The following is a 14,006-nucleotide window of genomic DNA, read 5'->3' on the forward strand; positions in this document are numbered from 1 at the left end:
TGTTTTCAAGAGAGTGAACGGCTACTGGACGGCGGCGACCACTTCGGCGGCTTCGGCTTCGAGACCGGTGTGGTACTCGACCGAGTCGCCGGTGATCTGCATGAAGGCCTGCTCCAGGGAGCCGGTCTGCGGGCTGAGCTCGTGCAGCACGATCTGGTTGGCCGCGGCGATCTCGCCGATCTTGTCACTGTCCAAACCGGACACAACGAGGGCGTTCCCGTCGTCGGTGACCTGCGCGTTTCCCCGGGCCAGCACGACGCGCAGCGCGGGTAGTTGCGGCGATCGGACCTTGACCGTGTTCTCGGCGGCCCGCGACACGAAGTCTTCGGTGGAGGACTGGGAGATCAGCTCCCCCTTGCCGATCACGAGCAGCTGGCTCGCGGTGAGCGCCATCTCCGAAAGCAGGTGGGAAGAAACGAATACCGTGCGGCCCTCGTCCGCGAGGCGGTGCATGAACTTCCGGATCCAGAGGATGCCCTCGGGGTCGAGGCCGTTGACCGGCTCGTCGAAGAGGAGGACCTCCGGGTCGCCCAGCAGTGCCGCCGCGATCCCCAGCCGCTGCGACATGCCGAGGGAGAAGCCGCCGGCGCGTTTCCCGGCGACGCTGGTGAGCCCGACGATTTCGAGTACCTCGTCGACCCGGCCCGCCGGGATCTTGTTGGACTTCGCCATCCACTGCAGATGCGCGCGCGCCGACCGGTTGGGGTGTACCCATTTGGCGTCCAGCAGTGCGCCGACCGTCCGCAGCGGATCCTTCAGCTCGCGGTAGAGCTTGCCCCCGATGCGCACCTGACCCGAGGTCGGGTTGTCCAGGCCGAGGATCATCCGCATGGTCGTCGACTTGCCTGCCCCGTTGGGCCCGAGGAAACCGGTGACCTCTCCTCCCGCGACGGAGAAGGAAAGGTTGTTCACCGCCAGTGTCTTGCCGTACCGCTTGGTGAGGCCCACTGCCTCGATCATGTCTGCTCCCCTCGGCGACTGCGAGAGCAATCGTCGTCCATTCGGGTGGCCGAGCGCGTCATCCTGAGGTGCCAACCTGGTACCCGACCTGAGACGTAGCCTGCCGTCTTCCGGCGGCGTACGCGATCGGTGATACCCCTGAGACCGACCCTGAATCGCCGGGGTTAATGAACCGTGGTTCAATAACCAGATGGCGAGGCCTCGCACCATCACCGACGAACGACTGCTGAAGGCGGCGGAAACCGTCATCGGCATGGTCGGCCCTGGTTTCACGCTCGCCCAGGTGGCGGCGGAGGCCGGGGTCGCGGTCGGCACGGTCGCCCAGCGGTTCGGCTCCAAAAACGGCCTGTTGCAGGCGTTGAGCAAGCTGAACACGCAGTACGTCGTAGGGAGGATGCGTGCCTGCGGCGAGCTTCCCGATCCCGTCGAGGGACTGCGGGCGGCGGTCGTCGTGATCTACGAGGGCATGGGTTCGGCGGAGACCGCGGCGAATCACCTCGGGCAGCTGGGGGTGGACATCGGGGATCCGGAACTCCGTGCGCTGCTCGGTGCGCATTTCACCGCCGTGGAGACGGAATTGCGGCGGTTGACGCGCGTCGCGGCGCGTGACCTGCCGGGTGCGCCGGGTGTCGTCCGCGCGGCGCGAGTGCTGCTAGGGGTGGCGAACGGGGCTTCGCTGGATTGGTCGATCCGGCCGAAGGGCCGATACGTCGACCGGGTGGGACAAGACGTGGACGCGGTGCTGAGCGCATGGAAAGGAAGTGTCCGAAGTGGATCATGAGGGACAGAAGGCAACGGATTCCGCGAAAGCCAAAGTGGCGGTGGTCGCCGGAGCGACGCGTGGCTGCGGCCGGGCGATCGCGGTGGAACTGGGCAGGCTCGGCTGGACGGTGTTCGTCACCGGCCGTACGACGCGGGACCACCAGTCGCCGATGAAGCGTTCGGAGACGATCGAGGACACCGCGGAGCTCGTCGACGCGGCGGGCGGCTGGGGGATCCCCGTCCGTACCGATTTCACCAAAGTGTCCGATGTGGACGCACTGCGGGCGCGGATCGAGTCCGAAGTGGACGGACGGATCGACGTGCTGGTCGACGACGTCTGGGGTGGCGACCCGTTCGCGGACTTCGAACGCGCGTACTGGGATTCGAGCCTCGACGACGCGCTCACGCTGGTGCACAACGCGATCGACACGCACCTGATCGCACTGCACCGGCTTCTCCCGCTGGTCGTACGGCGAAAGGGTGGTCTTGTCATCGAGGTCACCGACGGCGACCACGACGAGTACGTCGGCGCCGGGATCCCGTACTTCCTGGCGAAGAGCGGCATCCGCGCGATCGGCAGGGCGCTCGGCGCCGAACTGAAGAAGTACGACTGCGTCGGCATGACCGTGACGCCGGGTTTCCTGCGGTCGGAGTCGATGCTGGAACTGTTCAAGGTCACCGAGGAGACCTGGCGGGACGCGGTGGGCGGGACAGCGCCGGTCGACTTCGCCATCTCGGAGACCCCGACGCTGCTCGGGCGGGGCGTGGCGAAGCTGGCGACCGACCCCGAGGTCTCGCGGTTCGCGGGCAAAACGCTGGCATCGTGGACGCTGATGAACGAGTACGGCCTGACCGACATCGACGGCTCGCGCCCCGACTTCGGCAAGTGGATGGCCGAAGTCAGGGACGCGGGCAAGGATCCGGAGGTGGCCGCAGTGGATCCGTCGCCGTTCCGCTGAGTAATTGAAAGCTGGGTTTTTGAAGGCTGGGTTGTTGAAAGAGGGCTACTTCTTGCCCGCCAGTACGTCCAGGTAGTGCTGGTTGAACATGACGCCGAGGACGTTGCCGAACGGGTCGACCACCGCCGCGGTCACGAAACCGGGGCCGCGTGTGGTGATCGGCTCGTACTCCTTCGCGCCCTTTTCGAGCAGCTTCGCGAAGGTGTCCTCGACGTTGTCGACGGCCCAGTTCGCGATCGCACCGCCGGGGCCGGGCTGGGCCTGCGACGGCCGGTAATCGCCGTGGACCAGCCCGAACTCGTGCTGGTAGTCGCCGATCCGGAACTCGACGTAGACGGGCTTCTCGTCGGGACCGTCGCGGACGAAGTACGGCTCGATGCCGAAGAGGTCCGAGTACCACTTGATCGCGGCGGTCATGTCGTCGGCGTAGAACGTGGTGGTGGTGAGTCCTCGCAGCATTTTCGTCTCCTCCGGTGGGTGGCTCTGAAACAAGCATCCACCCCAAAGTGCTCACCGAATGAGCACTTTCCCGAGGGGTTTTCAGGAGACTCCTGGCCGGGCCAGTCCGGTCTCGTAGGCGAGTACGACGGCCTGCACCCTGTCGCGCAGGTCCAGTTTGGACAGGATCCGGCCGACGTGGGTCTTCACCGTCGCCTCGGACAGGAACAGCGTCTCGGCGATCTCCAGATTCGAGAGGCCCTTCGCGATCAGCACGAGCACCTCCCGCTCCCGTTCGGTGAGGACGTCGAGTTCGGCCGCGTCCCGCATCGGCTTCCCGCCGCGGCCGACGAACCGGTCGAGCAGCCGCCGGGTCACCGACGGCGAGACCACGGCGTCGCCGGAAGCGACCGCCCGCAGCGCCGACACCAGGTGATCCGGCTGCGTGTCCTTCAACAGGAACCCGCTCGCGCCACCCTGCAACGCCGAATAGACGTACTCGTCCAGGTCGAACGTCGTCATGACGAGCACCCGCGCCGTCCCGGCCTCGACAATCCGCTTCGTCGCCTCGACCCCGTCCAGCACCGGCATCCGGACGTCCATCAGTACGACGTCCGGCCGCAGTTCCTCGGCGAGACGGATGGCCTGCGCACCGTCACCCGCCTCACCGACGACATCGATGTCGGCCTGCGCGCCCAGTACCATCCGGAACCCGACGCGCATCAATTCCTGGTCGTCGACGACCACTACCCGGATCACGTCGCCAACCTAACCGGAAGCCTCGCGTGCACTTGCCATCCTCCACCGGGCGCGGGGCCGACCTCCAGCGTGCCGCCGAAGACGTTGGCCCGTTCCCTCATTCCGATCAATCCGTTGCCACCGGGGACCGAGAGTCTCCTCGGCCCGGCCGGTGCGGCGTGTGGGGCCGTTTTGGTGGCGGCCGGTACCAGCTGCCGGGCGTGCCCGGCGCCGTCGTCGGAAACCACGACGTCGATCACGTCGGCCTCCCGGCGCACCAGTACCTCCGCCTGCGCACCCTGCCCGGCGTGCTTCAGCGTGTTCGTCAGCGACTCCTGCACGATCCGGTACACGCCGAGCGAGACACCGGCGGGCAGCCCGGCCAGTGCCTCCGAGCCGATCGCCAGCGTCACCGGCACGCCCGCCTGGCGGATCCGGTCCGCGAGGTCGGTCAGCGCGCTGGCGTCCGGCTGCGGCACGCGCGGTTCGTCGTCGCCGTCGCTGCGGAGAACGTCCAGCAACCGCCGCAGTTCGGCGAGCGCACCGCGGCCGGTCTCCGAAATCGTCTGCAAGGCCCGTTTCGCCATCTCGGGATTCCCGTCGACCGCGTAGGACGCGCCGTCGGCCTGCACGACCATGACACTCACCGCGTGCGCGACGACGTCGTGCAGCTCACGGGCGATCCGTCCGCGTTCCTCGCCGACGGCGATCTTGGTCGCCTGGTCCCGTTCCGTCTCAAGTAGATGCAACCTGGCTTCCACCTCCTCGTGGTAGGCGCGCCTCGCGCCGGCGAACTCGCCGAGCGTCCAGCACAGCGCGGCGGAGAAAATGCTGATGATCGCCAGCACCCAGATGTCCTCCGGCGGATCGACCCACATCTGGACCGCCGAGGTCATGACGGCCGCCAGCAGGTACAGCAGCCCTTGTTTGCGGCCGACGTAGACGAGCACCGAGTAAATACTGATCATGATCGCCAGCCCGCTGGCCGCGCCCAGTCCGAGCGCGCCGTGCGGGATGCCGATGGCCAGCAGCAGGTACGCCGACCACAGTGTCGCCTTCCGCCGGAAGATCAGCGGCACGACCATGGCGATGTCCAGTGGCACGACCACGTACCAGGGCGGCATCGGGACTTCCGGCGTCTCGACCGCCGCCACGTAGAACAGCAGGTCGGTCATCAGCAGGACGACGGCGATGAAACTGTCCCCGGCCATGGGGTGAGCACGCATCCAGAGGCTTAACCGTCGCACCTGGTAACACTATGTCGGCCCGGGGTGGTCGCGCGTCGGTCGCCGGTACCACCTTCGGTGAGACCCGAGGATGAGTGGCATGGCACGATTCGACCCGGCAAGCTTGACGACTGGGAGGGAGCAGGCGCCGTGACGTCAGCGACGGAACAGGGGCGGCTCGCCGGCCCGCTGTCGATGTCGGTGGCGAACCTGTGTCATCGCCTGCAGCCGCAAGTGTCCGCGCGGACCGCCGCCGGCTTCGCCGAAGTGCTGCGCAGGCTGGGCGGACCACTGCAGGTCGCCGTCGCCGGCCGGATCAAATCCGGGAAGTCCACCCTGGTCAACGCCCTGATCGGGCGCCGGGTCGCGCCGACCGACGTCGGCGAGTGCACCCGGCTGGTGACCAGATTCCAGTACGGCACCGTCGACCGCGTCGAAATCGTCTTCAACGACGGCCGCAAGCAGGTGCTGCCGTTCGCCGCCGACGGGATGATCCCGGCCGAGCTGGGTATCGACATCGAGCAGGTCTCGCATATCGAGGCATACCTCACCAACGCGGTCCTGCAGGGCATGACCGTGATCGACACCCCCGGGCTCGGCTCGCTCGACGCCGCGTCGGTGTCGCGGACCGAGCAGCTCCTGGGCGCGGCGAAGCACCGTAAGCCCGACGACGGCGGAGAGGCCGACTCCGAGGGCTCCGACGAGCTCGACGACACTTCGCGCAACGCCGTCGCGGGCGCCGAGGCTGTCCTTTACGTCGTCACGCAGGGCGTACGAGCCGACGACCAGCAGGCGCTGGCCGCGTTCACCGCGGCGACCGCGAGCCGCGAGGCCGGTCCGGTCAACGCGATCGCGGTACTCAACAAGGCGGACACCATCGCGCCCGAGTCGGTCGAAGGCTCGGGCGGCGACGTGTGGAAGGCCGCGACGCTCCTTTCGGAGAAGCAGGCCGCGACGCTGAAGCCGCGGGTCGCGGACGTGCTGCCGGTGATCGGCCTGATCGCGGAGTCGGCCGAGTCCGGCGGGTTCACCTCCGGCGACGCGGAGGCGCTGCGCAAGCTGTCCGAAATGGACGACGACATCCTCGAAACGATGCTGATCTCGGCGGACATCTTCACCAGCTGGGATTGCGACGTCGCGGCCGGGACCAGGCTGCGGCTGCTGGAGAAACTGGACCTCTTCGGCGTCCGGTACGCCGTCGAGGCGATCCGCGCGGACCCGGAGATCACCGCGGGCTCGATGCGGCGCAAGCTGCTCGACGCCTCTGGCCTCGAAGCCGTCCGCCAGCGGCTGAGCATCGTCTTCGCCGCCCGCGCCGACGGCATCAAGGCGGCCGCCGCGCTGGCGTCGGTCACCGCGCTGGCCCACGCCTCCGGCGACCCGGCCGAACGGCAGCGCGTCCACGACGCGATCGAGGTCCTGCTCGCCAAACCCGAAGCACACCAGCTCCGGCTGCTCGAAGCACTCACACTGGTCGCATCCGGCGCCGTCGACATGCCGGAAGACCTGTCCGAGGAGGTCCTACGAGTCGGCAGCAACGCCGATATCGGCGCCCAGCTCGGCAAACCGGGCGCCTCCCGCCCCGACCTCGCCGCGCACGCGCTGGAACGCGCGGGCTGGTGGCGCTCCTTCGCGTCCTTCGGCGCGACGCCCGCCCAGAGCCGCGTCGCGCACGTCGTACACCGGGCGTACTTCCTGATCTGGCAGCAGATCCGAGACCCCCAGTCCTGACCCTCCCCCGCGCGCCCCGACGCCCCCCGCGCACCGCACCGCGCACCGCCCCGCACCGCAAGCAGAGGACGAAACGCGGTGGCGGGTGCATGGTTGGGTTGTCGTGAGTGATTTGGGTCGTTAGGGCCAAGAGTGTCTTGGGTATCTACTGGATTTGGCTGCGGGGTTGATCGTGGGTCAGGTGAAGGTCTCCTTGCCTAGGTACGTGAAGGCCCCCTTCGTGTACCTAGGCGCAAGGAAGGGGGCCTTCCTGTACTGGGGGAAGGCGTGAAGGTCGAGTTTCTTCGGCTGAGCCGAGGGAAGGGGTCCTTCACGCGCCACCGTGGTGACTGGTGGTGCTGCTGGGGCTCGTGATTGCCGTCCGTGCCGGGCGAGGGGAACGTTGAGGGACGCTGGGTCCCTCAAGGAGTCCTTCAAGGACCGGCCGCTACTCGGCTCACCCGCCGTAGGTACCTGAAACACCCTTCGTTAGAACGACCCAAATCACTCACGACAACCCGCCCCACCGCGCGCCCGCCGCCGTGGTCCCGCTCGTGCCCCGGATTGATAAACCGAGCGCTCGGTCTAATAATGGAGGGCATGGAAACGATCGTCGACGAGCCCCAGTGGCTGCGCACGGCTTCTTGGGTGGGCTGCCCGCTGGTGGGCGCCGCGATCGGCTGGTTTCTCCAGTCGATCTCCGGCTGGGTGGTCTCCCTGAGCTGGGTCCCGTTCAAAGGCCCGTTCGAGCTGGTCTCGAACATCCCCCAGCCCTGGGGCGCGGTCGGCGGGATCGGCGCCGGGCTCGTCCTCGGTCTGCTGTTCGCCGCGGTCTGGGCGCATGAGCGGCTGATCGTCAAGGTCACGCCCGTCCGGATCACGCTCACCGCCAAGGGCCGCACCCGCGCCTACGAGGCCAAGCTGCAGGCCGTCTTCCTCGACGGCAAGGAACTCGTCCTGCTCGCCGCGGACGGCCGGGAACTGGCAAGGGAGAAGGGTGACGTCGATCGTCAAGCCGTCGCCAAGGCCTTCCGTGACCACGGCTACCCCTGGCACGACGAACCGCCGGCGGTGAAATGAGGACAGTCGACCCCGCCAAACACGAGGCGAAACGCCGCGCGATCCTCGACGCCGCCACGATGTGCTTCGCGGAGAAGGGGTTCGAGAAGACCACGACGGCGGAGATCTGCCGCGCGGCGGGGATCAGCACCGGCAGCCTGTTCCACTACTTCCCGAACAAGCGTGCGGTGTTCGTCGGCATTTTCGAGCAGGACGGCGATGAGACGGCGGCCCTGATCGCGGCGGCGGAGGAGATCGGGGATCCGTGGGAGGCCATCCTCCACGTCGTCGGCTACGTGTCCGAACAGGTTCTGAACCCCCTCGCGGCCAAGCTCGTCCTCGAGGTCGCCGCGCACTGTGCCCGCGACACCGAACTGGCCGAACTCGTCCAAGGCAACGACCGCGCCCTGCGCGACGCCCTGATCGGTCTCGTGACGCGGGCGGTGGAGGCGGGCCGCATCGACCCCGGTATCGAACCGGGGACGGCGGCCAGCTGGCTGGTCGCGTTGATCGACGCGCCGCTGTCCCGGGTGATTCTTGACCCGGATCTCGATCCGGCTGCGGAACTCGCGGTGATGAAGACGATCCTCACCAGATTCCTTCGTCCCGTTCTGCCGATTTCGCCCCCGCCTGGCGGAGAAGTATCCGACACTGGTGGAATCTCTCCGGGCTGATCGGGCGGCCCGGAACACCACTAACGGGGGTCGATGCGGGTGGGAGCCTGGCTTCGCAAGAAGGCGGTCGAAGAACAGAACCCGGACGAGGTGCCGACCGGCCAGATCTCGGCCGTGAGCATCGCGCGGATCATCGCCGAAGCCGATGGCGAGACTTCGCCGTCCGAGGGAACCGAAGCCGTCGAGGCCGCGTCGAATACCGATGTGGAGTCCACGACCACGGGTCCGGCCGACCTCGAACAGGCGCTCGCGGACCGGCAGGCGCTGATCCAGCTCTGCCTGTACGCGTTGGATCGCGCCCGCAGCGGCGGCGTGGTCGAGCGGCTCGAACACGGTCTCGCCGGGATCGGCGTCCGCGCCCTGCGCCCGGACGGCGAGCGGTTCGACCCCGCCGTGCACGAAGCGGGTGGCGCGGTCGCGACCGAGGACCCGGCACTCGAAGGACTAGTCGCGGAGACCGAGGTCGTCGGCTTCGCCGATCACGACCAGGTCCTGCGCGTACCGATCGTCATCGTCTACGCGAAGAAGGCTCAGTGACCGCACCCAGTCTGCCCGCGGTCGTGAAGAGCACGCGTGAGCAGCTGCTCACCGTCGTCCGCGAAGCCGACCCGCAGGCCGCGAAATGGGTCGAGGGCGTCCAGAAGACGCGGCCGAAGAAGCCGTCCGTCGTGGTGGTCGGCGAGACCAACCGCGGTAAGAGTTCGCTGGTGAACGCGCTCCTCTCCATGCCGGGACTGTCCCCTGTGGACGCCGACGTCGCCACGGCGACGTATCTCGTCTTCGAGCACGCCGCGCAGTGGTCCGCGCAGGCCTGCTACCCGGGCCAGCTGGCGCCGGTGCCGATCAACCTCAACGACCTGATCCACTGGGTCTCGGCCGCGCACGAGCTGCCGCCTGGCCAGATCCCGCCGCGCTACGTCGAGGTCTCCGGACCGGTCCCGCTGCTCGAACGCGTGTCCATTGTGGACACACCGGGTGTCGGCGGGCTCGACTCGTCGCACGGCGAGCTGGCGAAGGAAGCCGCGGCCGGTGCCACCGCGCTGCTGTTCGTCGTGGACGCCTCCGCGCCGTTCACCTCGCCGGAGCTGCAGTTCCTGCAGAACATGGGTGAGCGCGTCGAGACCGTGTTGTTCGCGTTGACCAAGGTCGACCAGTTCCGCGGCTGGCGTGAGGTGCTCGAAGCCGACCGGCAGCTGCTCGCCGAGTACGCGCCCCGCTTCGCCGACGCGGTGTTCCACCCGGTGTCCGCGCGCATGTTCGAGACGGCGGCCAAGGCCCCGAACGAGCAGATGGCCATGATGCTGCGCGAAAAAGCCGGGATCGCCGCGTTGCAGGGCGCGTTGCAGGAGCTGCTGGTCGGCCGCTCGGCGATGCTGGGCGAGGCCAACACCCTGCGTGCGCTGTCGAGCGTGCTCGCCGAACTCAAGGCGAAGCTGCAGGCGGAAAGCCGCGCGTTGTCCGCCGGCGAGGCCGAGGCGGAACAACTGCGCCAGCGCCGCGACGACCTGAGCACCGAACGGCGCTCGTCGACGCGGGGATGGCAGCTCAAGCTACGTGCCGAGATCCAGCGGACCCGGGTCGAGGTCGGGCACGAGACCAGCAGGCAGATGCGTGACGCGCAAACGCATTTCCGCCAGCGGATCGACGGCGCGAAACGCGACGAACTCGCCGCGCTGCCGCAACAGGTGGACATCGCGCTGCAGACGTCGTCGCAGCGTGTCTCGATGCTGCTTTCGCAACGGCTGAACCAGGTCACCAACGTCGCGCTTTCGGAGCTTTTCTCCGCCGAAGAACTCGACATCATCCGCAGCCAGTTCGCAAGGGCGGGCGGTCCGCCGGTCGTGCTGCGCCCGCCGGACAAGAAACCGCCGACGGCCGAGGACAAACTGCTCATCTTCATGGGTGTTTCCGGCGGTCTCGGTGCCGGAAAGGTCGCCGCGCTGCCGTTGGCGGGTGTCGCGATCCTGAACCCGGTGATCCTGCCCGCCACGATCATCATCGGCCTCGGCGCCGGCTGGTGGTTGGCGCGCACGCGTAAGCACGCGTCCGACAAGCAGCATATGAAGCAGTGGCTGGTCGAGGCGATCGCCGACGCGCGGTCCACACTGGACCAGCTCGTCGCGGAGCAGCTGATCGAGGCCGAACAGCAGCTTTCGATGGCGCTCGACGAGGCACTCGGCCGCCGCATCGACGCGATCGAGGCGGAGCTGAAGGAAGTCGACAAGACGATCAAGATGGGCGCGCAGGAGCGGGCCAAGAAGATCTCGTCCGTCGCGAAGCGCCTGAAGGACGTCTCCGACGGCCGCGACCGCGCCGAGACGCTCCTCGGCCGCATTCGGTCACTGCGAGACGCCTGACCTCCGCAATTAGTCCTCTAGTTGCGGTAGTTGCGCGTTCAACCACCGCAATTAGAGGACTACTTGCCCTGCTCCGGACGGCTCAGCGGGTGGTCCTGTTGTGGACCGGAACCGAACGGGCCTACGGTGAGTCATAGGCTTCGACACCAGCAGGTTTTCAAGGGGGTTTCCCATGTGGGTCGACGAGAGCGGCGGCACAGACACCGAGGCGGGCGCGTCCGCGGACGCGGTCACGGTCCACGTTGACGGCGAGGAGTACCAGGCCGAGCTCAACTACGACCTCGACAAGGACGGCGTGAACGACGCCGCCGTCATCCAGCACGACGACGGCACCGGCCAGGCGTTCGTCGACACCGACGGTGACGGCGAAGCCGACCAGTACGCGGTGCTCGACGAGAACGGCAAGGTCGTCCAGGAGGCCGTCTACGACGAGGCCTCCGGAGCCTGGGTCGAAGCGGGCGGCAGCGATGACAGCGGCAGTGACGCGGGCACCAGTGGCACCATGCACGCCGACATGCCCAGCGGTGACGTCGAGGTCGGCGCGCCGACGATCGACACCGACGGTGACGGCACGCCCGACACCGCCGTCATCCAGACCGAGGACGGCCGCACGATCGCGTTCACCGACAAAGACGGTGACGGCAAAGCCGACATCGCGGTCGAGACGGACGCTTCGGGTAACTCCAAGACCTACGAGCACACCGGCCCCGGTCAGTGGACCGAGACCGGCAGCGGCGTGGTCAACGAGGACATCGGCTCGGCTTTCGCGAGTGCTCCGGCCGCCGTCGGCGACCCGGCAGGCGACGCGGCGTGGGGTGGCGCGGGTACCGAAACACTCGAAGGAGTGGCGAAGATCGATTCCGCCACCGGCCAGTGGATCAGTCCCAACTAAACCCTGAAATGGACTAAACCAATAGCTGAGTGGTTTAGTCCATTCTTTTAGCCCATTCTGTGTAATCCTGGTCACAAAACAGCCCGGTACGAGACCTCGTACCGGGCTTTCTCGTGTCCGATTTCGCGCTCGCGGGCCCGGCTCGTGTGCCGTCGATCACCGAAAGAATTTTTGCCTATGGCCCATTCCGGTGATACTGAATCGATTCCCTTATCGTTCTTGTGAGAGAACCGACAGGTCAGCTCTCGGTTACCTGCCGGTCATCCGGCTACTCTCGGAGAATCCCAAAACCCGCACACCGGTCTTCCCGCCGGTGCGCGAAGCCATTCGGTCGCCGGCACTGGAGCCCGCATCGGAACAGCGTCGTTCCCGGTGTGGGCTTCTGCCGTCGGAAGTCAGGAGTAGAGATGACCGCAGTCGCCATCCCCGGACTGGAAAAAGCGCCGACGACGCACAGCGGCGTACTGTCCTGGGTCCGGGAGGTCGCCGAGCTGACCACCCCGGACCGCGTGGTGTGGGTCGACGGGTCCGACGAAGAGGCCGCGCGCATCAACGCCGAACTGGTCTCCGCCGGCACGTTCGTGCAGCTCGACGCCAAGCCCAACTCGTACTGGGCCGCCTCCGACCCGAATGACGTCGCCAGGGTAGAAGAGCGCACCTTCATCTGTTCGGAGAACGAAGAGGACGCGGGTCCCACCAACAACTGGATGGACCCGGCCGAGATGAAGGCCACGATGACCGAGCTGTACCGCGGCTGCATGCGCGGTCGCACGATGTACGTGATCCCCTTCTGCATGGGCCCCCTCGGAGCCGAGGACCCCAAGCTCGGCATCGAGATCACCGACTTCGCCTACGTCGTCGCCTCCATGCGTGTGATGACCCGCGCCGGCACGACCGCGCTGGAGAAGTTCGTCACCGCGGACGGCGCCGAGCGCGAGTTCGTCCCGGCACTGCACTCCGTCGGCGCGCCGCTGGAGCCCGGCCAGAAGGACGTCTCCTGGCCGTGCAACACCACCAAGTACATCTCGCATTTCCCCGAGAGCCGTGAGATCTGGAGCTACGGCTCCGGCTACGGCGGCAACTCGCTGCTGGGCAAGAAGTGCTACTCGCTGCGCATCGGCTCGGTCATCGCCCGCGACGAGGGCTGGCTGGCCGAGCACATGCTGATCCTCAAGCTGATCTCGCCGGAGGACAAGGTCCACTACGTCGCGGCGGCGTTCCCGAGCGCCTGCGGCAAGACCAACCTCGCCATGCTGCAGCCGACCATCCCCGGCTGGCGCGCCGAGACCCTCGGTGACGACATCGCGTGGATGCGGTTCGGCAAGGACGGCCGCCTGTACGCGGTGAACCCCGAGTTCGGTTTCTTCGGCGTCGCGCCGGGCACCGACTGGCACACCAACCCCAACGCGATGCGCACCATCGAAAAGGGCAACACGGTCTACACGAACGTCGCGCTCACCGACGACGGCGACGTCTGGTGGGAGGGCATGGGCGAGAAGCCCGCGCACGCCACCTCCTGGAAGAAGCAGGAGTGGACGCCGGAGTCGGAAGAGAAGGCCGCGCACCCGAACTCGCGTTACTGCACGCCGATGTCGCAGTGCCCGATCCTCGCGCCCGAATGGGACGACCCGCAGGGCGTGCCGATCTCGGCGATCCTGTTCGGTGGCCGCCGCAAGACCACCGTTCCGCTGGTGAACGAGGCCCGCGACTGGCAGCACGGTGTGTTCATGGGCGCCACCATGTCGTCGGAGACCACCGCGGCCGCCGCCGGCGCGGTCGGCAACGTGCGCCGCGACCCGATGGCCATGCTGCCGTTCCTCGGCTACCACGCCGGTGACTACTTCAAGCACTGGCTGGACCTCGGCAAGAACGCCGACGCCGACAAGCTGCCGAAGATCTTCTACGTCAACTGGTTCCGCCGTGGCGACGACGGCCGCTTCCTGTGGCCGGGATTCGGCGAGAACTCGCGGATCCTGAAGTGGGTCATCGACCGCGTCGAGGGCAAGGGCAACGCGAACGAGACCCCGGTCGGCTTCGTGCCGAACGCCGAGGACCTCGACACCGACGGCCTCAAGGAGCCGCTGGCCGACATCCAGGCCGCGCTGGACGTCTCGGCCGACGAGTGGCGCCAGGAACTGCCGCTGGTCGAGGAGTGGTTCGCGAAGATCGGCGACAAGGTCCCGTCGTCGCTGCGTGACGAGCTCGACGCGCTGAAACAGCGTCTCGGCTGA

Annotated in this window: 13 protein-coding genes; 9 read left to right on the forward strand and 4 right to left on the reverse strand. The window is 67.6% G+C overall.

What is annotated here, in order from left to right:
- Positions 1-21 precede the first annotated feature (21 nt).
- A complete protein-coding gene (locus tag AB0M65_RS22410) occupies positions 22-960 on the reverse strand; it encodes an ATP-binding cassette domain-containing protein (RefSeq protein WP_364030527.1) in 939 nt (312 codons plus the stop codon).
- Positions 961-1,150: 190 nt separating this feature from the next.
- Here AB0M65_RS22410 and AB0M65_RS22415 point away from each other — a divergent pair, with 190 nt between their 5' ends.
- Positions 1,151-1,741 carry a TetR/AcrR family transcriptional regulator gene (locus AB0M65_RS22415; RefSeq protein WP_364030530.1) on the forward strand — a complete coding sequence of 197 codons (591 nt, stop codon included), beginning with the start codon at positions 1,151-1,153 and terminating at the stop codon, positions 1,739-1,741.
- A complete protein-coding gene (locus AB0M65_RS22420) occupies positions 1,722-2,681 on the forward strand; it encodes an SDR family NAD(P)-dependent oxidoreductase (protein WP_364030533.1) in 960 nt (319 codons plus the stop codon). Before AB0M65_RS22415 ends, AB0M65_RS22420 begins: the two co-directional genes overlap by 20 nt.
- A 45-nt stretch (positions 2,682-2,726) precedes the next feature.
- On the opposite strand, the gene AB0M65_RS22425 is transcribed toward AB0M65_RS22420, so the two are convergent.
- The 3 genes from AB0M65_RS22425 to AB0M65_RS22435 form a co-directional block, all read right to left on the reverse strand.
- Positions 2,727-3,140 (reverse strand): VOC family protein, encoded by a 414-nt coding sequence (locus AB0M65_RS22425; protein ID WP_364030536.1) that lies wholly within the window; start codon positions 3,138-3,140, stop codon positions 2,727-2,729.
- Positions 3,141-3,221: 81 nt separating this feature from the next.
- Positions 3,222-3,878, reverse strand: coding sequence for a response regulator transcription factor (locus tag AB0M65_RS22430; RefSeq protein ID WP_364030539.1), 657 nt, complete (start codon positions 3,876-3,878; stop codon positions 3,222-3,224).
- Positions 3,875-5,068, reverse strand: coding sequence for a histidine kinase (locus tag AB0M65_RS22435; protein ID WP_364030603.1), 1,194 nt, complete (start codon positions 5,066-5,068; stop codon positions 3,875-3,877). Before AB0M65_RS22435 ends, AB0M65_RS22430 begins: the two co-directional genes overlap by 4 nt.
- Positions 5,069-5,278: 210 nt before the next feature.
- Between AB0M65_RS22435 and AB0M65_RS22440 the strand changes: the two genes are divergently transcribed.
- The 7 genes from AB0M65_RS22440 to AB0M65_RS22470 all read left to right on the forward strand — a co-directional run bounded on the left by AB0M65_RS22440 (position 5,279) and on the right by AB0M65_RS22470 (position 14,006).
- A complete protein-coding gene (locus AB0M65_RS22440) occupies positions 5,279-6,814 on the forward strand; it encodes a dynamin family protein (RefSeq protein WP_364030606.1) in 1,536 nt (511 codons plus the stop codon).
- 579 nt (positions 6,815-7,393) lie between these two features.
- Positions 7,394-7,873 carry a hypothetical protein gene (locus AB0M65_RS22445; RefSeq protein WP_364030542.1) on the forward strand — a complete coding sequence of 160 codons (480 nt, stop codon included), beginning with the start codon at positions 7,394-7,396 and terminating at the stop codon, positions 7,871-7,873.
- Positions 7,870-8,526: a TetR/AcrR family transcriptional regulator gene (locus tag AB0M65_RS22450; RefSeq protein ID WP_364030545.1), complete on the forward strand. Its 657-nt coding sequence runs from the start codon at positions 7,870-7,872 to the stop codon at positions 8,524-8,526. Before AB0M65_RS22445 ends, AB0M65_RS22450 begins: the two co-directional genes overlap by 4 nt.
- A gap of 33 nt (positions 8,527-8,559) precedes the next feature.
- On the forward strand, positions 8,560-9,063 hold the full coding sequence (gene grpE, locus AB0M65_RS22455) for a nucleotide exchange factor GrpE (RefSeq protein ID WP_364030548.1): 504 nt from the start codon (positions 8,560-8,562) through the stop codon (positions 9,061-9,063).
- A complete protein-coding gene (locus AB0M65_RS22460; protein ID WP_364030551.1) occupies positions 9,060-10,883 on the forward strand; it encodes a dynamin family protein in 1,824 nt (607 codons plus the stop codon). Before grpE ends, AB0M65_RS22460 begins: the two co-directional genes overlap by 4 nt.
- 172 nt (positions 10,884-11,055) lie before the next feature.
- Positions 11,056-11,775 (forward strand): DUF6802 family protein, encoded by a 720-nt coding sequence (locus tag AB0M65_RS22465; protein ID WP_364030554.1) that lies wholly within the window; start codon positions 11,056-11,058, stop codon positions 11,773-11,775.
- A gap of 407 nt (positions 11,776-12,182) precedes the next feature.
- The gene (locus tag AB0M65_RS22470) at positions 12,183-14,006 is read left to right on the forward strand and encodes a phosphoenolpyruvate carboxykinase (GTP) (protein WP_364030557.1); all 1,824 of its coding nucleotides are present in this window, start codon (positions 12,183-12,185) and stop codon (positions 14,004-14,006) included.

It is taken from the genome of Amycolatopsis sp. NPDC051071 (genome assembly GCF_040682875.1).
Lineage (GTDB): Bacteria > Actinomycetota > Actinomycetes > Mycobacteriales > Pseudonocardiaceae > Amycolatopsis.

Coding starts and splice junctions, on each gene's coding strand:
- AB0M65_RS22410 (WP_364030527.1), bottom strand. CDS start 960: ATGATCGAGGCAGTGGGCCTCACCAAGCGGTACGGCAAGACACTGGCG.
- AB0M65_RS22415 (WP_364030530.1), top strand. CDS start 1,151: ATGGCGAGGCCTCGCACCATCACCGACGAACGACTGCTGAAGGCGGCG.
- AB0M65_RS22425 (WP_364030536.1), bottom strand. CDS start 3,140: ATGCTGCGAGGACTCACCACCACCACGTTCTACGCCGACGACATGACC.
- AB0M65_RS22435 (WP_364030603.1), bottom strand. CDS start 5,068: ATGGCCGGGGACAGTTTCATCGCCGTCGTCCTGCTGATGACCGACCTG.
- AB0M65_RS22440 (WP_364030606.1), top strand. CDS start 5,279: ATGTCGGTGGCGAACCTGTGTCATCGCCTGCAGCCGCAAGTGTCCGCG.
- AB0M65_RS22445 (WP_364030542.1), top strand. CDS start 7,394: ATGGAAACGATCGTCGACGAGCCCCAGTGGCTGCGCACGGCTTCTTGG.
- AB0M65_RS22450 (WP_364030545.1), top strand. CDS start 7,870: ATGAGGACAGTCGACCCCGCCAAACACGAGGCGAAACGCCGCGCGATC.
- grpE (WP_364030548.1), top strand. CDS start 8,560: ATGCGGGTGGGAGCCTGGCTTCGCAAGAAGGCGGTCGAAGAACAGAAC.
- AB0M65_RS22465 (WP_364030554.1), top strand. CDS start 11,056: ATGTGGGTCGACGAGAGCGGCGGCACAGACACCGAGGCGGGCGCGTCC.
- AB0M65_RS22470 (WP_364030557.1), top strand. CDS start 12,183: ATGACCGCAGTCGCCATCCCCGGACTGGAAAAAGCGCCGACGACGCAC.